Origin of the sequence: Shouchella shacheensis (assembly GCF_001484965.1) — a bacterium.
Taxonomy (GTDB): Bacteria; Bacillota; Bacilli; order Bacillales; family Bacillaceae_D; genus Shouchella; species Shouchella shacheensis.
Window position 1 is genome coordinate 22,660 of record NZ_LLYY01000009.1, and the last position, 20,529, is coordinate 43,188.

Genomic DNA, 20,529 nt, shown 5'->3' on the forward strand with positions numbered 1-20,529 from the left:
ACGCCTCCACCTCAGGCATGCTTATTCCTCCATGCACTTAGACTTGCATTCTCATCATCTCTTGATAGGCCTCAACCGCTTTATTGCGAACTTCTAGGGCGGTCTGTAAAGAGAGTGACGCTTTGCTTGCAGTGATCATGACTTCATGTATGTCTGTCGACTCCTTTGTTGCCAGGGCTTTGGTCGCCTCACTCGATTCGTTTTGGGCTTCATTCAAAGATTGAAGTGCTCCACTTAAAACCTCTTGAAAGGACGTCTGGCCTGACTTGGCCTGCGCAGTATTCTGCATTTGCGGCTGGACCATGGGTTGTGTAAAAGGTTGAATAGATAGACGTTCCATTTTTGACCTCCTCTACTTTCCAATTTCTAGCGCTTTCATCATCATTCCTTTTGTTGCCTGCAAGGCACTCACATTTGCTTCGTAGGAACGAGTGGCACTTGTCACATCCACCATTTCTCTCGCCATGTCAACGTTCGGCTTTAACACATAGCCTTCTTCCTGAGCATCGGGATGTGTCGGGTCAAACACCTGGGTGAAAGGTTTCGAATCTTCCACGATGGCAGCAACAGTTGTTCCTTCACTCAGTGCTCCACTGGCTTTTTGCAGATGTGACTGGAAGGGCACGGTCCCTTCCGTTCTTTGCACCACCATCTGTCTGCGATACGGCTCCCACTCACCTTCTACTTGGCGAGCCCTTGTGGTATCAGCATTTGCTATATTGCTAGCCGCCACATCCATTCGCAAGCGCTGTGTAGTGAGGGCCGAGCCACTGACACCAACACTGTTAAATAGCGTCATCCTTCGAACCTCCTCTGATTACTTACTGCCACGAATCACCATCTCAAGCGACTGCACGCTTGAGCTCATTCGATCTGTCAAAGCCTGATAATAGAGCTGGTTTTCCGCCATTTCCGTCATTTCCTTGTCAATATCCACACTGTTCCCATTATGGGCATACGCTCTTTGCCTGCTATGATGAGAAGATTCAGGGAAAGAAGTACCCGGAAATGGCAGATGACTCTCATTGGTTCGCTTAGCTTGAAGATGCTCCCCCTCCTCTTGCACGGCTTGCAGGACTGATTGAAAGTCGATCGTCTTTGCCTTATAATTAGGTGTGTCAATATTAGCAATATTTGACGATATTGCTTCCTGTTTATTTGCAGCGTAAGCAAGACCTTTTTCAAGTACATTCATGGAACTTGTCACAATCATAGTAAGCCACCTCTTTCCAACCACATCTTTATTCTCAAAACTTCACAGATTCCAGCATATTTTTCCATAGTCTGTCATGATAAAATTGTACTAGTTTCCCCTCTATTTGTCTAAGGGAGATTGGGTAAAAAATAATTTTGATTCTAAAAACCTATTTATAGGTAGTAAATAAGACCCTAAAAATTTATCTAACCCCCCTCAAATAGGTATATAGTCTTTATCTCCCTTCTCTAAAATTGTTAATTCGTTGGTAAATGAAGAAAACAGAGCTAACTATCCCTCAAGAAAGGCATTTACTCCCCTCGTGCTCACTCGCATGAGCACAAAGCAATACTGTGCAGGTTTCAATAGTGCAATTGTGACTCATGTGCGACTAAAACGTCTTCCTTGACAAGCGGGCAATCACTCGTAATGACGAGTAGAAGCCCGAGATTCTTAGCGTTCTTAAGGGTTAGGATTCCTTTGGCAGGTCTCAGGCGAGAGAAAGTCCTTCCGATAATGCTAGGCGACGTGGCTTTTTGGACACTCAAATAGCTACTTGCTTTTCAAAATTCTCACTTCTGATCAACCCGTTTTTGCTTTTCTACATCCTCACACAAAAAAAAACAGCCCGTAGGCTGCCTTTTGCAAGATACTAATCTTCTTTCATACGATCAAGTTCATGAAGGAACTTGTCGTTCAACACTTTGATATACGTTCCTTTCATCCCAAGGGAGCGGGACTCGATGACGCCAGCACTTTCAAGTTTGCGAAGCGCGTTCACGATGACTGAACGCGTAATTCCTACACGGTCTGCGATCTTACTAGCCACAAGCAGTCCTTCCCGCCCGTCAAGCTCTTCAAAGATGTGCTCCACCGCTTCAAGTTCACTATAAGAGAGTGAGCTAATCGCCATTTGCACAACGGCTTTGCTACGCGCTTCCCCTTCAATCTCCTGTGTTTTTTCGTGAAGGATTTCCATCCCTACCACTGTTGCTCCATATTCGGCGAGAATCAGATCATCATCACTGAACGAATCATTCATGCGAGAAAGAATCAATGTTCCAAGACGCTGCCCTCCACCCTTAATGGGCACAATCGTCGTCAAACCTGTTTTAAAGATATCGCGATTTTCTACCGGAAATGCCGTATACTCGCTGTTAATATCAATGTTTGAAGACGTATCATCGATCTTAAAGAGAGCTTCCGTATACTCTTCAGGAAATTGACGCTCCTCAAGCATCCTTTTCATGCGATCATTCTCAATTTCTTCTTCAATCGAATATCCTAACAGCTTTCCACGGCGACTGACAACGAAGACGTTCGACCCGATCGCGGTTTGCAATGTTTGCGCCATGTCTCGGAAGTTCACGTGCTGCCCACTCGTTTTTTGCAACATCTCATTAATTTTTCTTGTTCTTGTAAGTAAATCCATTTCTACATCTCCTTTTTCAATTACAAAATGTACTGGCTCATATCGCGATTCTTCGCAATTGTGCCAAGTTTTTCATCTACATATTCTGGGGTGATGTCAACTTTATTCAACGTAATGTCTGGCGCTTCATATGACAATTCTTCCAACAGTTTTTCAAGCAATGTGTGAAGACGACGGGCGCCAATATTCTCTGTTTCCTGATTGACTTCAGTAGCAATCGTCGCAATCTTACGAACAGCTTCGTCCGAAAAGGAAATATTTATACCTTCTGTTTTCAAAAGTGCTGCATATTGCTTGATTAAGGCGTTGTCGGGCTCAACCAAAATGCGGACAAAGTCATCAACCGACAAATTGGAAAGCTCCACCCGGATTGGAAATCTCCCTTGAAGCTCGGGAATAAGATCCGAGGGTTTGGCAATATGAAAGGCACCTGCAGCCATAAAAAGAACATGGTCGGTTTTCACAGGTCCGTATTTCGTGACAACCGTTGACCCCTCGACAATTGGAAGAATGTCTCGCTGAACCCCTTCTCTTGATACATCGGCACTTTGCTCACTTTTTCCAGCGACTTTATCAATTTCATCAATAAAAATTATCCCAAGCTGCTCAGTGCGATTTACCGCTTCCTGGCTAACATCGTCCATATCAATAAGCTTCTGGGCTTCCTCTTCGGCGAGGACTTTACGCGCGTCGGCTACGCTCATTCGGCGTTTTTTCTTTTTTTTCGGCATCATATTGCCGAGCATCTCTTGCATGTTCATACCCATCTGCTCCATGCCTTGCCCGCCTTGAAACATGTCCATAAAGCTCTGGTTTTGTTCGGAAACTTCTACTGTGACAATGCGCTCCTCCAGCTCCCCTTGCTCAAGCTTTTGAGCCATTTTTTGCTTTAAGTTGTTACGACTTTCTTCCTCTTCCGTTTCTTTTTCTGTCTCTTCCTTCTCACTCTCCCCTTGAGAGAACAGCATTTCAAACGGGTTTTTGAAGGAACTTTCTTTTTTTGCACTCGGAACTAAAAGATCCACAATGCGTTTTTCTGCTTGTTCCTTCGCCTGTTCGCGAACACTTGCCATTCGCTCTTCTTTAACGATTCGTACACTCGACTCCACCAAATCGCGTACCATCGATTCAACATCACGGCCGACGTAGCCGACTTCCGTAAATTTTGTCGCTTCGACCTTAATAAAAGGCGCTCCCACTAACTTTGCCAGCCGTCTCGCAATTTCTGTTTTCCCAACGCCGGTGGGTCCTATCATAAGAATATTTTTAGGTGTGATCTCCTCACGTATGCTCTCATCGAGCAATGTGCGGCGATAGCGGTTGCGAAGGGCGATGGCCACGGATTTTTTTGCGCTTTCCTGGCCAACAATGTACTGGTTCAAGCGTTCGACAATTTGTTTAGGTGTTAACGAGCTGTTCACTCTTTACCACTCTCCGATACGCACAATTTTAATCACTAACTATAGCTCTTCAATAACGAGTTGGTCATTGGTGAAGACACAGATTTCTCCGGCTGTTTCTAGAGCAGCTGTTGCAATTTCCCGCGCTGTTAAATCGCTCGCATGTCTTTTTAAGGCTCTTCCGGCACTTAGGGCATAATTCCCACCAGAGCCAATCGCGAGAATGCCATCATCCGGCTGGATGACTTCCCCTGTTCCTGAAATTAGAAGCAAATTTTGTTTGTTCATTACAATTAACATCGCTTCAAGTTTTCTCAAAACGCGGTCGCTACGCCACTCTTTGGCAAGCTCAACCGCCGCTCTTTGCAAGCTTCCGTTGAATTCTTCCAGTTTCGCTTCAAATTTCTCAAAGAGCGTAAAGGCATCGGCAACACTACCCGCAAATCCGGCAAGCACTTGGTCTTTATAAAGCCTGCGTACTTTTCTAGCTGTATGCTTCATAACCACAGCGTTGCCAAGCGTAACTTGACCGTCGCCAGCCATCGCAAAGGCGTCGTTATGGGCAATCGCAAATATCGTCGTGGCGTGAAAGGACTGCACGTCAATCGCTCCTTTTGTGTAACGAACATTCAAGCACGAGGGTGAAAACGATCGTACACGGTTTTTAATCGCTCTTTCGACACATGGGTATACACTTGAGTGGCGCTTAAGGACTCATGGCCTAAAAGCTCCTGAACCACACGAAGGTCAGCCCCACTATTCAGAAGATGTGTAGCAAATGAATGTCTGATCGTGTGTGGACTAACGTCTTGGTAAACAGCCACTTCTTTTAGACGTTTTTCCATAATCTTTCGAATGCTCCGATCAGTCAAAGGGCCTCCGCGATAGTTTAAAAAAAGATGCTTGCTGCTCTTCTCCGGGAGACGTTCAAGAAAAACGGGCCTTGACTTTGTTATGTACGCATCCACTGCCTTACAGGCTGGTTTGCCGACAGGAAGATAACGTTCTTTTCTGCCTTTCCCAAACACTCGAATCATTTCTGTTTTTGCGTCCATATCTGCAAGGGCTAGAGCACTGCATTCCGACACGCGCATCCCGGTTGCATACAGCAACTCTAAAATTGCCGCATCGCGCTTATCGAATGCTGTCTTTCGAGGCAAAGCTGTGAGAAAATGACTCATTTCTTCTTCATATAAGAACGTCGGCAAACGTTTCGATTGCTTTGGTAAATAAACATTCAAGAACAAGTTCTTCTCCCAGTGCTCTTCCCTGAGCAAAAATCTTCCGAAGCTTCTGAGTGCTGACAGCTTACGCGCTACGCTTCGTTTGGAGTAGTTCATCGAAATAAGCTCGCTTGCAAAAGCGCGCACATCTTCATTTTGCACATCAGGCAAAGCCTTAATCCCTTGTCGATCCATAAACTGAAAGAATTGCTCAACATCTTTCGTATAATGAGTCAACGTCCATTCCGAACTCGCCTTCTCCACTTGAAGGTAACGCCTAAATTGCTGTAACCACTCAATTCTAGCATTCGCACTCATAGACTCCCCCCTCAGAACTAATCAATCTTACCACAGTTCGAGAGGAGAGGCAACAAAAGTCACAATTCTTTCACAACATTTTGAATGGCACTTAAGGCTCGATTGGCTAGTGCCTCGTAGCGATCCTTCTTCACTTTAATGCGCTTCTCAAGTGGAGGCACAAGTCCAAAGTTCGCGTTCATCGGTTGAAAGTTCTTCGCATTGGCTGTTGTGATGTAGTGGGCCATGCTTCCCATCATTGTTTCTTCAGGGAGAACCAAGAGCTCTTGCCCTTGAGTCAGTTTATGCGCGTTTATCCCCGCAAGCAGTCCAGATGCCGCTGATTCCACATACCCTTCAACGCCAGTCATTTGCCCTGCAAAGAAAAGATCCTCTCGCTTGTTTGATTGGTAGGTCTGCTTGAGTAGGTTGGGTGAGTTCAAGAACGTGTTGCGATGCATCACCCCGTAACGAACAATGTCCGCTTGTTCCAGACCTGGAATATGGCGAAGCACTTCTTTCTGAGGGCCCCATTTCAAATGCGTTTGGAAGCCAACAATATTGTAAAGGGTGCCTGACAAATTGTCTTGCCGAAGCTGGACGACTGCATAAGGACGTTTCCCTGTCTTTGGATCTTCCAAACCTACTGGCTTCATTGGACCAAAAAGCATCGTCTTCTTGCCCCTTGCAGCCATAACCTCAATCGGCATACATCCCTCAAAGAAAATCTCCTTTTCAAACTCGCGCAAGGGCACCGTCTCCGCAGCAATCAGCGCTTCATAAAAACGATCAAACTCTTCCTCGTTCATCGGACAGTTTAAGTAGGCGGCTTCACCTTTATCGTACCGGCTTTTCAAGTATACTTTCTCCCGATCAATGGTCTCCGCGTCAATGATCGGCGCGGCTGCATCATAGAAGTATAGATACTCCTCACCCGACAATTCTTTAAGTTTCTGTGAAAGTGCAGGAGATGTTAACGGCCCTGTGGCAATAATCGTCGGCCCTGTGGGGATGTCCGTGATTTCTTCATTCACCACCGTAACATTCGGGTGCTCTTTCACATCATTCGTCACCCGCGCCGCAAAGTCATGCCGGTCGACCGCAAGTGCTCCCCCTGCTGGTACGGCCGCTTCATCCGCAGCACGAATGATCACAGAGTCAAGCGTACGCATTTCTTCCTTTAAAACGCCGACAGCATTCGTGAGTGAATTTCCCCGCAGCGAGTTGCTGCAGACCAGTTCCGCAAATTTATCTGTATGGTGCGCCGGAGTCTGCTTTACCGGGCGCATTTCGTAAAGCTTAACTTTGCCGCCACGTTTCGCAATTTGCCATGCCGCCTCACTGCCAGCGAGACCTGCTCCAATCACATTGATGACATGAGAATCTACCATCCGTTTAAATCTCCTTTACTTGCGTAAAACATAATCATCCGCACAAACGCCTTCACCCTTGGTGGGTGAAGGCTCCTGTCATCAAGTACCTACATTTTAATACGTTTTTTTCTGTAATTCAACTCTAAAGACTTCTAAATCGGTTCATTTCGACAATTTACTGTTGTTCTTCCTCATAATCACATGCTGTGCACGTCACAAATACACCTTTTTTCGATTTTTTCTCTATAAGCAAGCTTTCACATTTTGGACAAGGCCTAGCAATTGGCTTATCCCAGGAGACGAATTCACAATCAGGGTAGCGGTCACAGCCATAGAAGATGCGGCGCTTCTTGCTTTTACGTTCGACAATGTTGCCCTCTTTACAATTCGGACACTTCACACCGATCTCTTTGACGATCGCTTTCGTGTTCCGGCATTCCGGGAAGTTGGAGCACGCCATAAATTTTCCGTAACGGCCCATTTTGTAGACCATCTCATGCCCACACTTCTCACAGTCTTCTCCCGCCGGTTCATCCTTGATCTCTACTTCTTCCATTTCCTCCTCGGCGACCTTCAAGCGCTTTTCAAAGCCATGATAGAACTGATCAATAATGGCAATCCAATTGTCGCGTCCATCCTCGATGCTATCCAAATCCTCCTCCATTTTGGCAGTGAATTCTACATTCAAAATTTCCGGAAAGAACTCCACAATCAATTCAAGAACGATTTCCCCGAGCTCCGTTGGAATAAAGCGCTTTTCATCTAAAGCAACATACCCTCTCCGCTGAATCGTATCAAGCGTTGGTGCGTAAGTAGAAGGACGTCCAATGCCAAGCTCCTCCAATGTTTTCACCAGGCGAGCTTCCGTGTAACGCGGAGGCGGTTGCGTAAAGTGCTGATTTGGCGTAATTTCGTCTTTTTTTACCTTTTGCCCTTCCTGTAAATTCGGGAGGAGGCGATCTTCTTCTTTCTTGTTGTCATCGTTGCCTTCAATATACACCTTCATGAACCCGGCAAATTTCACTTTCGACCCTGTGGCACGGAAGATGACGCCGTTATTGTCGAGATCCACAGTCATTGTGTCCATAACAGCAGGTGCCATTTCACTAGCGACCATGCGCTCCCAAATCAATTTGTACAGGCGATTCTGATCACGAGAGAGATGTTCTTTCATCGCTTTCGGGTGATAAAACACAGAGGTCGGACGAATCGCTTCGTGGGCGTCCTGAGCCTTATTGTCCTGCTTTTGCTTGCGGGCAAATTTCTTCGTATATTCCTTGCCGTACTGCTCGGTAACATAGGCCTCTGCTTCCTTCTGAGCGGTCTCAGAAATTCGCGTAGAATCCGTACGCATGTAAGTGATCAACCCAACGGTTCCTTCTTTGCCTAGGTCAATCCCTTCATATAACTGCTGGGCGATCATCATCGTTTTCTTTGCCCGGAAATTAAGCTTTCGAGCGGCTTCCTGTTGCAAAGAAGACGTTGTGAAGGGCGAAACAGGGTTTCGACGACGCTCTTTCCTCGTTACACTCGCAACGTCAAAATGTTCTCCCTTCATACGTTTTAGGATTTCATTGACGTCCTGCTCGCTTTTAAGATCCTTCTTTTTCCCATCCATACCGTGAAATTTCGCTTCAAATTGTTCTTTCTCCTGAATGAACTGGCCTAAAATACTCCAGTATTCTTCAGGAACAAAATTTTGGATTTCCTTTTCTCGGTCGGTGATCAGTTTTACCGCAACCGATTGAACACGACCGGCACTCAATCCTTTTTTCACCTTTTTCCAAAGAAGGGGTGAAATGTTATAGCCAACGAGCCTGTCTAAAATTCGGCGAGCTTGTTGAGCATCCACAAGATCCATATTGATGGGACGTGGATGTTTAAAGGCATCTTTAATCGCTTGTTTGGTTATTTCATTAAAGACCACGCGGCAATTAGACGTCTCATCTACGTTCAGGCTATGAGCAAGATGCCACGCAATCGCTTCTCCTTCTCGATCGGGGTCCGCTGCCAAATAAATGCGTTTCGCTTTCTTTGCAGCCGTTTTTAATTCTTTTAAAACGGGACCTTTCCCGCGAATGGTGATGTATCTCGGTTCAAAGTTATCTTCTACACTAACGCCCATTTGGCTTTTTGGTAAATCTCTCACATGTCCCATTGATGCTTTGACCACATATTTTTTTCCTAAGTATTTACCAATGGTTTTGGCTTTAGCGGGAGATTCCACGATTACTAAATAATCGGACATACATGCAGCTCCCTCTCATCTGATAATGTAAATCTTCCTCATTATTAAACAGACGTTCACCATTTGTCAAACGCGAGAAAAGCGACATCAAGGAACTAAGCGCATTTTTGCTTGCTTTCTAAAAGAGATGAGGGAAGGCTTGTAGTACGTCCTCAGCGGATTGAAGCAAGCATGCTCCCTGTTGAATCAACTTATTCGTTCCGGCCGCTTGTTCAAGTCCAACTGGCCCCGGGACCGCAAAGACTTCACGCCCCTGTTCAAGTGCCTGGTCAGCCGTAATTAAAGAACCACTCTTTGGCGCTGCTTCCACGACCATAACACCGATAGAAAGTCCGCTAATGACCCGATTTCTTGCAGGAAATTGCCACTTCTGCGGCCGCACATTCGGGGCATATTCCGTGACAAGCAGGTCGGTTTCTGCCATTGAATGAAAAAGGGTTGTATGTTCTTTCGGATACACATGCAAAAGCCCTGAACCGAGAACGGCAATGGAATTTCCGCCATAGTGTAAGGCGATTTTGTGAGCCATTCCATCAACACCCTTTGCAAGCCCACTTACTATGGTTAGTTTCTTAGTTATTAAAGGCGGAAGGAGGTGAACTAGACTCTGTTTCGCAAGTGAACTTGGCTTGCGCGTACCGACAACAGCTAGTTTCATGGTTTGCAGTAGCTCTAGCTTCCCCTTGGCGTACAGAAGCCACGGAGGATCGTAGATTTGCTTAAGAAGCTGGGGATAGGCCGGATCATAGAGAGGGATAACGTGGATGTTTGCTTTTTTGAGAGCGTCCGCATAGGCAGAAGGAGAGTTTTTGTTAAGTGCTGTAGAGAGGAGGTGAGCGTGAGTGACAGGTAAATGGAGATGTTTGCTTAGCGTTGAAGGAGACCATCTGTAGACGTTTTCTAAGGTCGGGTCCAGCTCAAGCAAACGTTTCATCGCTTTCCATCTCGTCGATAAGCTGCCATGGACATGGACAAAGCGTTCATAATAGGACAACGGTTTCATTCCTTTCGATATGGAGGCATTTTCTTGCGGAGTCGTAGATTGGGAGAAAACCCTCCGTACGAGACGTACCGGAGGGTTTCTTCATTATTTTGCTGCTTCGTGTGTGACGCTTTTTTCATAAATGTCGTTCGCTTTGAGCGCTTTGATGAGTGTTTCACCCATCACGGACGGTGTTTCGGCAACGCGGACGCCACAGGCTTCTAGAGTCTTAATTTTCTCATCGGCTGTTCCTTTGCCACCAGAGATAATCGCCCCAGCATGACCCATGCGTTTTCCAGGAGGCGCCGTTTGGCCACCAATAAATCCAACAACGGGCTTATTCATATTGGCTTTGACCCATTCAGCTGCCTCTTCTTCAGCTGTACCGCCAATCTCACCAATCATGATAACAGCATACGTATCGGGGTCCTCGTTGAACAGGGAAAGAACATCAATAAAGTCCGTCCCGTTCACAGGATCTCCGCCAATACCGACCGCTGATGACTGACCAAGTCCGGCCGTGGATAGTTGGTGCACCGCTTCGTATGTGAGCGTCCCAGAGCGGGAAACAACACCGATATGGCCTTTTTTATGAATATAACCGGGCATAATTCCGATTTTGCACTCTTCAGGTGTAATGACTCCTGGGCAGTTCGGCCCGACAAGGCGTGTTTTCTTGCCTTCGAGGTAGCGTTTGACATTGACCATATCAACGACCGGGATGCCTTCCGTAATGCAAATCGCTAGGTCAAGTTCTGCGTCTGCCGCTTCCATAATGGCATCCGCTGCGAATGCTGGTGGAACATAGATGACAGAAGCATTGGCACCTGTCGCCTTCACTGCATCTTCAACGGTATTGAACACAGGGACACCTTCGATTTCTGTGCCGCCTTTTCCTGGCGTTACACCGCCTACAATCTTTGTTCCGTATTCAAGTGCTTGCTTTGTATGGAATAAGCCTGTCGCGCCTGTGATTCCTTGCACAATGACTTTCGTGTCTTGATTGATCAGGATACTCATAACTCGTTGAACCCGCCCTTCCTATTGTACTAGAGATACGATTTTTTGTGCGCCGTCAGACATGGAGTCTGCAGCTGTAATGTTGAGGCCTGATTCTTTCAAAATTTTCTTGCCAAGCTCAACGTTTGTGCCTTCAAGACGAACAACAAGTGGAATTTCAAGGCCAACTTCTTTTGTTGCTGCGACCACACCATCGGCAATGATGTCACACTTCATAATTCCACCAAAAATGTTGACAAAAATTCCTTTTACTTGTTCGTCCGAAAGGATCAGCTTGAACGCCTCTGTGACTTTCTCAGCTGTCGCACCGCCCCCAACGTCAAGGAAGTTTGCGGGATCTCCGCTATAATGCTTAATAATATCCATGGTTGCCATCGCAAGCCCTGCCCCGTTGACCATGCAGCCAATATTGCCATCAAGGGCAATGTAGTTCAAATCATGCTTGGAGGCTTCAATCTCTTTTACATCTTCTTCTTCAAGATCACGAAGTTCTTTAACATCCTTTTGACGATAAAGGGCATTAGAGTCAAAGTTGAACTTCGCGTCAAGCGCCATTACCTTTCCATCTCCCGTGGTAACAAGCGGGTTAATTTCAGCGATCGACGCGTCTTTCTCCACAAAGACTTTGTATAAGCCGAGCATGAACTTGACGGCTTGGCCAACAAGCTCCTTCGGGATATTTATATTAAAGGCGATACGACGTGCTTGGAAGCCTTGAAGCCCGACTGCCGGATCGATCACTTCTTTGAAAATTTTCTCCGGCGTGGCTTCTGCGACTTCTTCAATCTCCGTACCGCCTTCTTCAGATGCCATCAAGACAACGCTCGATGTAGCACGGTCTACGACAAGACCAATGTAATATTCACTCTGAATGTCACAGCCTTCTTCAATAAGCAAGCGCTTAACTTCCTTACCTTCTGGCCCTGTTTGGTGTGTAACAAGCGTTTTTCCGAGGATCTCATCTGCGTATGTACGAACCTCGTCAAGGTTTTTGGCCACTTTTACGCCGCCCGCTTTCCCTCGGCCACCTGCATGAATTTGTGCTTTCACAACGCTCACTTGTGAGCCAAGCTCTTTCGCTGCTTTCACTGCTTCGTCAACAGAGAATGCTACTTTGCCGTTAGGAACGGCGACTCCGTACTTTCGAAGAATTTCTTTACCCTGATACTCATGGATATTCATTCTCTCTCCAGCCTCCTGTAGTCAAATGCATATGCGTATGCACGGGAATTTTCGTCTTTACGCGAAATTCATCTCTATTCTATCACCTTTTCCGTGGCTTGAGGAGGGGGAAACGCTATCATTCCGACAATTTCTCTCATTTTTTTCGTTTTTGCTCTTCTTCCTTGCTGTCTTTTTCCTTTTTCTTGTCTTTTTTCTTAGAGAGCCATTTAGGTAATCCCTTACCTAGTTTATCTGTCTCACTTGCTGGGGCATATATGCCAAATTCATGGGAATACTCTTCTTGGTGTTTGAGTTTGTACTTTTTCTTGGACATGAAAAAACCTCCCTTTTCCGCTTAGTATGAGCGAAAGGGAGGGGTTTCATGAGCAGGCGCTGATCGAGCTGGACAAGGGGAGAGCTAGTGCAAGGTGTATGTCCAACTACTACAGCTTTATGCGCCTCTCACGCTCCGTGTGCTTCACGCTCCAGCGTAGCTACTGGTTGAAAGGAGCGTCTGTGCTCGCTTGTTGCCCCATATCTGCGAATCGCCTCAAGATGGTCCTTCGTCCCGTATCCAACGTTTCGCTCAAATCCGTATTCGGGATGCTTTGCCGCAAGCTTTTCCATATAGTGATCCCGCCAAACTTTGGCAAGAACGGAACTTGCCGCGATGGACACACTTTTAGCGTCGCCTTTAATAAGCGACGTTTGTGGAGCGGGATGGGACAACTCAATCGCATCAAGCAACAAGTAATCCACCTCATCTTGTAGAGAAGTGATCGCGTTAATCATTGCTTTTTTCGTAGCCTGAAGAATGTTTAGGTCATCAATGTCCTCCGCATCGACGCTCGCTACTTGCCAACAAACGGCGTGGTCTTGAATGTAGGCGGCAAAATCTTCCCGCTGGGCTTTGGTTAGTTTCTTAGAATCGGTTAATCCAAGGAGCTTAAAATCGCGCGGCAACACGCAGGCTGCTGCAACAACCGGTCCAGCCAATGGCCCACGCCCCACTTCGTCAACACCGGCAATCAGCTGGTACCCTTTTTCGTGCAGCTGACGCTCGTACGTTGTCATCTCTTCGTGCATCGACTCGAGCTTCTTCTGTCGTTCCTGTATACGGTCGTAGCGATTCACTAGAGCCTGTACCCCCTTACGCCCATCGTCGCGGTAGAGAGCGACGATATCTTCACTCAATGGTTCACTTTCAAAATATGTACGGATCTCTTGGATCGACTGTTTTTTCACTTTTTCCAACCTTCCTGCTTGGCCGCTATGCTATAGTGATTAGTATACAGAATAAAAAGAGGGATGGAAATTGGAGATTTGGGTGTACCCGATTATCTTTTTTGTCGGTCTCGCTGCTGGGATTATTAATACCGTATCCGCAGGGGGATCGCTTTTAACATTGCCGATGCTTATTTTTCTTGGATTGCCTTCCGCAGAAGCAAACGGGACCAATCGCGTTGCCATTGTCATTCAAAGCTTTACAGCCGCCTACGCCTTCCTGCGAAAAGGAGAACTTGAGAAAAAAGTAAGCGCCATCGTCTTTCTCCCCGCGGTCATTGGCTCGGTTTTAGGGGCAGCTGTCGCCGTGTCAATGAGCGATGCGCTTTTTCAAATCATTCTTGCGATCACCATGGTGGTGACCATCGTTTTCATTATCTGGGACCCGACGAAACGGCCGGGCGTTGATATTCAATTTTCAAACCTCCGCAAACTTTTTGGCGTCATTGTCTTCTTTGCAATCGGATTTTATGGCGGCTTCATTCAAGTGGGTGCTGGTTTCTACATCGTTTTGACGTCCATCTTTGTTTTCCAGCTCTCGTTCATTCGGGCGAACAGTGTGAAAGTTGTGGTTGGGGGTCTCTATGTATTTGTCTCGCTGATTGTTTTCGGCCTAAATGGAGAGGTCAACTGGTGGCTCGGGCTGCTTCTTGCTGCGGGGAATGCAACAGGAGCTTGGATTGGCAGCAACATCATTATGTCGAGCAAGACGAGAGTAATCAAATGGGTGCTTCTTGGCACGGTCCTTCTTATGGCGGGGCGGCTTGTGTATGATGCGTTATAGTCACGGGATGAATAAACCAAGGCTTGTATCCAAAGGCTAACATTAATCTTAGCGATGGAAAGGGGCATACATCAATGACTGGCAAGAAAAAGAATCCCAATAACCAATTTAAAGAAAACAGTAACCACGGAGAGCATAGAAACGGTCGCTTGAACCAATTTAAGAACCACAATTCACAAGGTGGAGATGTCCCGAACGAGTACCTTAGCAAAGAAGAGAAATAACACTTCTTTTTCTTAAACTTAAGGTTTACAGGACGTCGCTTGATGGAAAAGAGCACTAACACATTGGTTAGTGCTTTCCATTTCTTCCATACTCGCGCAAGAATAGAAAAACATAATCCTGAAATACTTGGGAATAGGGATCAAAATTGGTCCCAGGGTTTTATCAAATTCTGCGTTTTAAGGCCACATGGAACAAGTGAGTGACAGGAATTGTGCCTCCTTAATCTGACACATGTGCAACAATGGCTTATTTTAATAATAGATAAGCGAAAAGCAATGAGCGGCAATGTCTTTCATTGGTTCAGCTGCTTTTCAATTTCACCTCTTTTAAGGAGTTTTCATTAATAAATATAAGAAGTAAGGGGCACCAAGGATGGCAACGATAATACCTACAGGCACTTCCGAAGGCGAGAGGATGTTTCGGCCTATCATATCCGCAAATAATAAAATGAGTGCTCCGATCAATGCAGCCACGGGAATCATCGTTTGATGCCTCGGACCGACGAGCCTACGTGCGATATGCGGTGCCACGAGTCCAAGAAAAGAAATCGCTCCTCCTGCTGCAACCGACGCCCCAGCAAGTGCAACTGCAAGTACGAGCAGCCACCTTCTCGAGCGTTCAACATGAATCCCTAAAGACACTGCAGATTCATCACCCAAACGCATGACATTTAACCTATTCGCTTGTATCATAACGAGTGGAATCAACATGGTCACCCACGGTAGAACAGCGAAAACATAGTTCCAACTCGCCCCCCAAATACTTCCCGTTAGCCAGATCGTCGCTTGCATGAAATCATTAGGGTTCATTCGCAACTGAAAAACGATTAGAATGGCCATAAATCCTGCATTAAGGCCGATTCCTACTAAGATTAATCGAACGGGAGTCACGCCTTTTTTCCAAGCAATTGTATATATTAGAAAAGCAGCCGTAAGCGCTCCTCCAAAAGCAAACATCGGCAGTAGGAAAACTGAATTTCCTAATGAAGCATAAGAGCCTTGAAAAAAATAAATAAAGAGAACAACCGCGAGACCTGCTCCGGCATTAATCCCGAGAATTCCCGGATCAGCCAATTCGTTACGAGAAAGGCTTTGCAAAATGGCACCTGAGGTGGCAAGACCTGCTCCGATCAGAAGCGCTATCACCATTCTAGGCAGTCGAAACTCAAACAATACGAGTTCTTGCTGTTCCGTACCAAAACCAACTAACGTACGCACCACGTCTCCCGGTGCCATTTGAAATGTCCCCAATTGCAGGCTCATAAGGAAAATGACGATGATCAGTAAACTTAGGCTGACGACAGTCATCATTGGTCTTTTCATTCTACACTCCCCTCCCTTCACGCCTTGCTAGATAAAGGAAGAACGGCACACCAATAAGAGCCGTTATCGCTCCGACAGGGGTTTCGTAAGGAGCATTGATCATCCTCGCAACGATATCCGCAATTACCAGTAACAAACTACCTAAGATAGCGGAGCAAGGAATCACATAGCGATAGTCAATACCTACAAGTGAACGCGTAATGTGAGGAATTACTAGTCCTATAAAACCAATGATTCCAGCAACAGCAACAGCGGCCCCAGTCATTAGCATTACAGCAATCATTCCGAAAGTACGAACGAGTGCTGTTTTTTGTCCAAGGCCACGTGCGACATCATGACCTAAACTAAGAATTGTGATTGAACGGGCAAGCCCCATGGCCATAAAGAGGCCAAGTAGCGCTGCTGGAAGCAAAAGCTGCACACTTTGCCAGTTCATACTTGCTAACCCACCAGCAAACCAAAAGCTAAGATCTTGTGCTACGTCAAAATAAATGGCAATTGCAGAAGAAATCGCGCTTAGAAAAGCTCCGATGGTAACTCCAGCCAATGCCAATTTCGCAGGTGTAAGCTCACCTTTTGCAAGAGTCCCGACCAGGAATACGAGAGCCGTTCCCACTCCTGCCCCGACAAACGAAGCACCAAGCAGACCGATATATGGAACACTAGTAAAGAAGGCAAACATGATGGCAATCGCTAATGCCGCCCCATCAGTAATTCCAATAATGGAGGGTTCCGCCAAGGCATTTCTAGTCATTCCTTGCATGAGTGCTCCAGACACAGCAAGTACACTTCCAACAATAACCGCGCCCATGACTCGTGGAATCCGGATTTCTTGAATGATTTGATGTTCGGTTAACGAAGCATCAAAGGCGAAAACGGCTTGCCAAACCGTATAGGGCGTAATCGACGCTGCCCCTAGAGAGATAGAGACAACGACTGACGCTGCCAACATGAGCATACCGAACAAGGTAATGATAAAAACGGCAACTGGTTTCGTGCTCAGTTGTGATTTTGAAAGTGTTGAACTGGTGGATTTATTCATGAGGTCATTCCTCTTTCTAGTGATTGCCTTCCATTTCGACAACCATTTCAACAAATAAATCGATTTGTTCTACAATCGAGATTGGGTCACAAGGGTAAAATGTATCAAAATCATTGATCTTGTAGTGTCATTCGCTAGAAATTGTTAGTAGGAACCATTCTCACCCGTAACAAAAAAATAACTACTCTTTTTCAATTAATTCCGTATACACTTCTTCGATCGTTTGACGATTTGCTTGATAGCCGTTATACAACCAACTGCTGTCTTCCGAGATTTCGATGACTTGATCTTTTTCTACTGCAGGGATGTTTGACCAAACGCTTTCTGTGGTCAAATCATCGGCGCTTCCTTCATCACTGCTTATTAGAAAAAGGTAGTCAGCATCAAGCTCTGCTAATGCTTCTAAAGATAGTTCATTCCAATGAGCTTCTACCTCATCCGGTAAATTTGCAATCGCATTTGCTGGATGAAGCCCCAGATCTTCAAAGAGTACCGCTCCGCTTGCAACGTCTGGTGCAACAATATAGTACGAACCGTTTGTCACCCAAATAGCTGCAACTTTATCTGACCCGACATGCTCCCCTAACTGTTCTTTTACTTCTTCTACATAAGAATCATATTCGTTAAGCGCTTCTTCAGCTGCGTCTTCTCGATCTAAAATTGTACCGATTTCCGTTAAAGCCGTCCGCCAGTCTTCACTCGCTTCTGTTCCAAGTACATAGGTCGGTGCAATTTGACTGTACTGTTCATATTCCCCGCTCCCCAATGAACTTACATCAGGTACGATGACTAAGTCTGGTTCTGCCTCCATTAACGCTTCAAGCGGAAGCTCATAATCTATAAACTCAGTATCCCCGAGAAATTCCTCTAAGTATTGTTGGTGACTGCTCCCATTCTGCACTGCCCATTGTCGAACCGGTTCCTCACCGATTGTTACGAGAGGGTCTTCTAAATAAGGTGCCACAATCCGTTCTGGCTCTTCTGGAATGGTGACTTCATTCCCAACACCGTCTGTCATTGTTTTCGTGCTATCTTGATTTGTTTCATTCGAACCCGCTTCACCTTGCGCACAAGCAGTTAGCAGGCTCATGCATACAGATAATCCGACAACATATGTCTTTGTGGATGACATACTTCTTCCCCCTACACATTTGAGATGTTGATTCTTCAACAGTTTAATTGACAGTGATTATCAAAGTCAACTACTTTTATTACACAGCAGTACAATGCTTGAACAGCTATAATAGCGCGGGAGACCATAGAAACGGAATCAGTAAACGCGATGGATTCTTTTTTTACTCCCGCTCTTCGAATCAATCTATTGAATGGAAGTACGAATAGGAAGGTAGCTGCTTAAGGAAGGATAAGGGGAAGTTACATAATTGAACCAAATGACGCTGCTTGTTAGGGCATCTGGAAGGGTTTCAACGGAAGCAAAGTCGTCCAACTTCCGTAACGGTTTGGGTGGCTATTGTTTTATCTGCCCTTGCCTTTGCGCTAGGTCATTACGAGGTCACAACTGTAGTTGCTTCCATCACATCGATTGTTTTGATCCGGGTGATACTGTCAATTGATTCGAAGGAATCGTCTTGGCTGGTTGCATTGGAAAAAGGGGGTAGAAACCACCATGACCGCTCATATGGCCATCCATATTATGTGAAAGCCTTAGGGGTAATACAAAAAACACCCAGTGCACCGAGAGATGATGGGTGTAGTTATCACTATAGTCCTAAAAGTTCCGGTAAAAACATTACAAAGCCTGGTATAAAAGCCACCAATAGTAACATTGTAATCATCACAGCATAAAAAGGTAACAAACCTTTGGTTGTTTTCTCAATCGAGATTCTGCCAATTGCTGACCCAACAAAAAGCACTGTTCCAACTGGTGGACTTATTAACCCAATACCCAAACAAAGAATTAGCATAACACCAAAATGAACTGGATCCACTCCTACACTTGTCGCAACAGGTAACAGAATTGGTGTTGCAATTAAAATAAGTGGGGCCATATCCATAATCATTCCTAGAAGCAACAAAATAATAACGATCAACAGGATAGTTATAGCATCATTAGGGGAAATGCTTATTAAAGCATCTGATACCATAGCTGGCACCCTTAAACGTGCCAACAGCCAGCCAAATGCTGAAGAAGCACCAATTAAAAATAAAACCATAGATAGTGTTTTAAACGTTCTCTGTAAAATGATGCCCATACTTGAAATGGTGATATCTCTGTACACAAAGAACGTAATAATAAATGCATACAATGTCCCGATAGCAGCGGATTCAGTAACTGTAAAAAATCCACTAAGGATACCGCCTAGAATGATAACAGCTGTAAGAAGTCCTAACAAACCTTCCCAGACGATTCTGGGTATGTCTTCTTTTTTTACATACTCCCCTTTGGGGTAATTTCGCTTAACAGCAAGAACGTACGTTAGAACCATCAAAAATAGCCCAAGCAATAGCCCAGGAACAAGCCCTCCCATAAATAATGCACCAACCGACACACCACCAGCAGCTGTGGAGTAGATAATCATATTATGGCTTGGCGGAATCAGCACCCCTTGTGCCGAACTGGAAACTGTAACAGCTACAGAGTAATTAGAATCATACCCCTGTTTTTTCATCATTGGAATCATAACAGAACCTACAGAGGAGGTATCTGCAATTGCTGAACCAGAAATCCCCCCAAAAAAAGCACTCGCTAATACATTCACCATTGCGAGGCCGCCCCTGACTTTGCCAATGATAACATTAGAAAGGTTGATTAATCGGCGAGAAATGCCCCCTTCATTCATTATTTCTCCCGCTAGGACGAAAAAAGGAATAGCTAATAATGAAAATGAATTTAATCCGCCAACCATTCGTTGAATAAGGGCTGCCAGATCTATGTCTAAATACACTCCTGTGAGTAAGGATGACAATATTAATGAGAGGGCAATCGGAACTCTAAAAATAAGCAGAAGCAAGAAACTTCCTATTAAAATAAAAACACCCATTATATCACTCCTCGATTACATCATCATACTTCTGATGCATCCCCTTTTTGAAAAATAATTCTATCCCATTCAGTAGTACGAAAAATCCAGTTACTGGGATAATCCCATATAACAAACTAGAAGGAAGACCCAACCCCGGCATTGTTGAGCCGCTTGTCAATACAGTAAATTGCCACCCAAAATACATCATAATAACTCCAAAACCTATAACCAAAACTTTTGCTACATAATCAAATACATCCTGAACCCTCTCAGGAAACATATTAACGAAAAGCCCCACACCAATGTGAAGTTTTTCTTTGAAACCATAAGCTATTCCCAAAAAGCTCACCCATACAAATAGTAAACGAGATAACTCTTCAGTCCAAGAAGGTGTTGTGCCTAAAATTTGACGAGAAAAAACCTGATAAATAATTACAACAACCATTACTGTAAGTAAAGCCAAGGAAATAACCAAGAATAACCGATCAAGCACCTTTTTAGTCATTTTTAAAGTTCTCATACTAAATCCCCCCTTAAAATAAGTAGGGAAGTAA

Annotated in this window: 21 protein-coding genes; 2 read left to right on the top strand and 19 right to left on the bottom strand. The window is 45.3% G+C overall.

Features of this window, described 5'->3' with window-relative positions:
• Positions 1 to 37: 37 nt before the first annotated feature.
• The 14 genes from fliE to rnhB form a co-directional block, all read right to left on the bottom strand.
• Positions 38 to 340 carry a flagellar hook-basal body complex protein FliE gene (gene fliE / locus AVZ68_RS11035; RefSeq protein WP_059104615.1) on the bottom strand — a complete coding sequence of 101 codons (303 nt, stop codon included), beginning with the start codon at positions 338 to 340 and terminating at the stop codon, positions 38 to 40.
• A gap of 12 nt (positions 341 to 352) precedes the next feature.
• Entirely contained in the window at positions 353 to 799 is a 447-nt protein-coding gene (flgC, locus tag AVZ68_RS11040; protein ID WP_059104616.1) for a flagellar basal body rod protein FlgC, read from the bottom strand.
• Between the two features lie 18 nt (positions 800 to 817).
• Positions 818 to 1,213 (bottom strand): flagellar basal body rod protein FlgB, encoded by a 396-nt coding sequence (gene flgB / locus AVZ68_RS11045; RefSeq protein WP_059104617.1) that lies wholly within the window; start codon positions 1,211 to 1,213, stop codon positions 818 to 820.
• Between the two features lie 634 nt (positions 1,214 to 1,847).
• Positions 1,848 to 2,627 carry a GTP-sensing pleiotropic transcriptional regulator CodY gene (codY, locus tag AVZ68_RS11050; RefSeq protein WP_059104618.1) on the bottom strand — a complete coding sequence of 260 codons (780 nt, stop codon included), beginning with the start codon at positions 2,625 to 2,627 and terminating at the stop codon, positions 1,848 to 1,850.
• A 20-nt stretch (positions 2,628 to 2,647) separates the two neighbouring features.
• Positions 2,648 to 4,048 (bottom strand): ATP-dependent protease ATPase subunit HslU, encoded by a 1,401-nt coding sequence (gene hslU / locus AVZ68_RS11055; protein ID WP_059104619.1) that lies wholly within the window; start codon positions 4,046 to 4,048, stop codon positions 2,648 to 2,650.
• Between the two features lie 39 nt (positions 4,049 to 4,087).
• The gene (gene hslV, locus AVZ68_RS11060) at positions 4,088 to 4,627 is read right to left on the bottom strand and encodes an ATP-dependent protease subunit HslV (RefSeq protein ID WP_059104620.1); all 540 of its coding nucleotides are present in this window, start codon (positions 4,625 to 4,627) and stop codon (positions 4,088 to 4,090) included.
• Positions 4,628 to 4,656: 29 nt separating this feature from the next.
• Complete coding sequence (xerC, locus tag AVZ68_RS11065; protein ID WP_059104621.1) at positions 4,657 to 5,568, bottom strand: tyrosine recombinase XerC; 912 nt, start codon at positions 5,566 to 5,568, stop codon at positions 4,657 to 4,659.
• 59 nt (positions 5,569 to 5,627) lie between these two features.
• Positions 5,628 to 6,938 carry an FADH(2)-oxidizing methylenetetrahydrofolate--tRNA-(uracil(54)-C(5))-methyltransferase TrmFO gene (gene trmFO / locus AVZ68_RS11070; protein ID WP_059104622.1) on the bottom strand — a complete coding sequence of 437 codons (1,311 nt, stop codon included), beginning with the start codon at positions 6,936 to 6,938 and terminating at the stop codon, positions 5,628 to 5,630.
• Between the two features lie 157 nt (positions 6,939 to 7,095).
• Complete coding sequence (gene topA, locus AVZ68_RS11075; protein ID WP_059104623.1) at positions 7,096 to 9,168, bottom strand: type I DNA topoisomerase; 2,073 nt, start codon at positions 9,166 to 9,168, stop codon at positions 7,096 to 7,098.
• Between the two features lie 118 nt (positions 9,169 to 9,286).
• Positions 9,287 to 10,162: a DNA-processing protein DprA gene (dprA, locus tag AVZ68_RS11080; RefSeq protein WP_059104624.1), complete on the bottom strand. Its 876-nt coding sequence runs from the start codon at positions 10,160 to 10,162 to the stop codon at positions 9,287 to 9,289.
• Between the two features lie 93 nt (positions 10,163 to 10,255).
• A complete protein-coding gene (gene sucD / locus AVZ68_RS11085) occupies positions 10,256 to 11,170 on the bottom strand; it encodes a succinate--CoA ligase subunit alpha (RefSeq protein WP_059104625.1) in 915 nt (304 codons plus the stop codon).
• Positions 11,171 to 11,191: 21 nt separating this feature from the next.
• On the bottom strand, positions 11,192 to 12,352 hold the full coding sequence (gene sucC / locus AVZ68_RS11090) for an ADP-forming succinate--CoA ligase subunit beta (protein WP_059104626.1): 1,161 nt from the start codon (positions 12,350 to 12,352) through the stop codon (positions 11,192 to 11,194).
• Positions 12,353 to 12,488: 136 nt separating this feature from the next.
• A complete protein-coding gene (locus AVZ68_RS11095; protein ID WP_059104627.1) occupies positions 12,489 to 12,668 on the bottom strand; it encodes a hypothetical protein in 180 nt (59 codons plus the stop codon).
• Between the two features lie 128 nt (positions 12,669 to 12,796).
• Positions 12,797 to 13,579, bottom strand: coding sequence for a ribonuclease HII (gene rnhB / locus AVZ68_RS11100; protein WP_059104628.1), 783 nt, complete (start codon positions 13,577 to 13,579; stop codon positions 12,797 to 12,799).
• A gap of 70 nt (positions 13,580 to 13,649) precedes the next feature.
• Here rnhB and AVZ68_RS11105 point away from each other — a divergent pair, with 70 nt between their 5' ends.
• Positions 13,650 to 14,402 carry a sulfite exporter TauE/SafE family protein gene (locus AVZ68_RS11105; RefSeq protein WP_059104629.1) on the top strand — a complete coding sequence of 251 codons (753 nt, stop codon included), beginning with the start codon at positions 13,650 to 13,652 and terminating at the stop codon, positions 14,400 to 14,402.
• A 74-nt stretch (positions 14,403 to 14,476) separates the two neighbouring features.
• Positions 14,477 to 14,626, top strand: a complete 150-nt coding sequence (locus AVZ68_RS20510) for a hypothetical protein (RefSeq protein WP_180316699.1) — start codon at positions 14,477 to 14,479, stop codon at positions 14,624 to 14,626.
• A 327-nt stretch (positions 14,627 to 14,953) separates the two neighbouring features.
• On the opposite strand, the gene AVZ68_RS11110 is transcribed toward AVZ68_RS20510, so the two are convergent.
• The 5 genes from AVZ68_RS11110 to AVZ68_RS11130 form a co-directional block, all read right to left on the bottom strand.
• On the bottom strand, positions 14,954 to 15,949 hold the full coding sequence (locus AVZ68_RS11110) for a FecCD family ABC transporter permease (protein ID WP_059104630.1): 996 nt from the start codon (positions 15,947 to 15,949) through the stop codon (positions 14,954 to 14,956).
• A gap of 1 nt (position 15,950) precedes the next feature.
• On the bottom strand, positions 15,951 to 16,991 hold the full coding sequence (locus tag AVZ68_RS11115; protein ID WP_059104631.1) for a FecCD family ABC transporter permease: 1,041 nt from the start codon (positions 16,989 to 16,991) through the stop codon (positions 15,951 to 15,953).
• A gap of 181 nt (positions 16,992 to 17,172) precedes the next feature.
• Positions 17,173 to 18,123, bottom strand: a complete 951-nt coding sequence (locus AVZ68_RS11120; RefSeq protein ID WP_059104632.1) for an ABC transporter substrate-binding protein — start codon at positions 18,121 to 18,123, stop codon at positions 17,173 to 17,175.
• Positions 18,124 to 18,712: 589 nt separating this feature from the next.
• On the bottom strand, positions 18,713 to 19,993 hold the full coding sequence (locus tag AVZ68_RS11125; protein ID WP_059104633.1) for a TRAP transporter large permease: 1,281 nt from the start codon (positions 19,991 to 19,993) through the stop codon (positions 18,713 to 18,715).
• A gap of 4 nt (positions 19,994 to 19,997) precedes the next feature.
• Positions 19,998 to 20,495: a TRAP transporter small permease gene (locus AVZ68_RS11130; protein WP_059104634.1), complete on the bottom strand. Its 498-nt coding sequence runs from the start codon at positions 20,493 to 20,495 to the stop codon at positions 19,998 to 20,000.
• Positions 20,496 to 20,529: the final 34 nt, after the last annotated feature.

What these genes read in the sequence shown, in the direction of transcription:
- fliE (WP_059104615.1), bottom strand. Translation starts at nt 340, where the DNA reads ATGGAACGTCTATCTATTCAACCTTTTACACAACCCATGGTCCAGCCG.
- flgC (WP_059104616.1), bottom strand. Translation starts at nt 799, where the DNA reads ATGACGCTATTTAACAGTGTTGGTGTCAGTGGCTCGGCCCTCACTACA.
- flgB (WP_059104617.1), bottom strand. Translation starts at nt 1,213, where the DNA reads ATGATTGTGACAAGTTCCATGAATGTACTTGAAAAAGGTCTTGCTTAC.
- codY (WP_059104618.1), bottom strand. Translation starts at nt 2,627, where the DNA reads ATGGATTTACTTACAAGAACAAGAAAAATTAATGAGATGTTGCAAAAA.
- xerC (WP_059104621.1), bottom strand. Translation starts at nt 5,568, where the DNA reads ATGAGTGCGAATGCTAGAATTGAGTGGTTACAGCAATTTAGGCGTTAC.
- trmFO (WP_059104622.1), bottom strand. Translation starts at nt 6,938, where the DNA reads ATGGTAGATTCTCATGTCATCAATGTGATTGGAGCAGGTCTCGCTGGC.
- topA (WP_059104623.1), bottom strand. Translation starts at nt 9,168, where the DNA reads ATGTCCGATTATTTAGTAATCGTGGAATCTCCCGCTAAAGCCAAAACC.
- sucD (WP_059104625.1), bottom strand. Translation starts at nt 11,170, where the DNA reads ATGAGTATCCTGATCAATCAAGACACGAAAGTCATTGTGCAAGGAATC.
- sucC (WP_059104626.1), bottom strand. Translation starts at nt 12,352, where the DNA reads ATGAATATCCATGAGTATCAGGGTAAAGAAATTCTTCGAAAGTACGGA.
- AVZ68_RS11095 (WP_059104627.1), bottom strand. Translation starts at nt 12,668, where the DNA reads ATGTCCAAGAAAAAGTACAAACTCAAACACCAAGAAGAGTATTCCCAT.
- AVZ68_RS20510 (WP_180316699.1), top strand. Translation starts at nt 14,477, where the DNA reads ATGACTGGCAAGAAAAAGAATCCCAATAACCAATTTAAAGAAAACAGT.
- AVZ68_RS11110 (WP_059104630.1), bottom strand. Translation starts at nt 15,949, where the DNA reads ATGAAAAGACCAATGATGACTGTCGTCAGCCTAAGTTTACTGATCATC.
- AVZ68_RS11115 (WP_059104631.1), bottom strand. Translation starts at nt 16,991, where the DNA reads ATGAATAAATCCACCAGTTCAACACTTTCAAAATCACAACTGAGCACG.
- AVZ68_RS11120 (WP_059104632.1), bottom strand. Translation starts at nt 18,123, where the DNA reads ATGTCATCCACAAAGACATATGTTGTCGGATTATCTGTATGCATGAGC.
- AVZ68_RS11125 (WP_059104633.1), bottom strand. Translation starts at nt 19,993, where the DNA reads ATGGGTGTTTTTATTTTAATAGGAAGTTTCTTGCTTCTGCTTATTTTT.
- AVZ68_RS11130 (WP_059104634.1), bottom strand. Translation starts at nt 20,495, where the DNA reads ATGAGAACTTTAAAAATGACTAAAAAGGTGCTTGATCGGTTATTCTTG.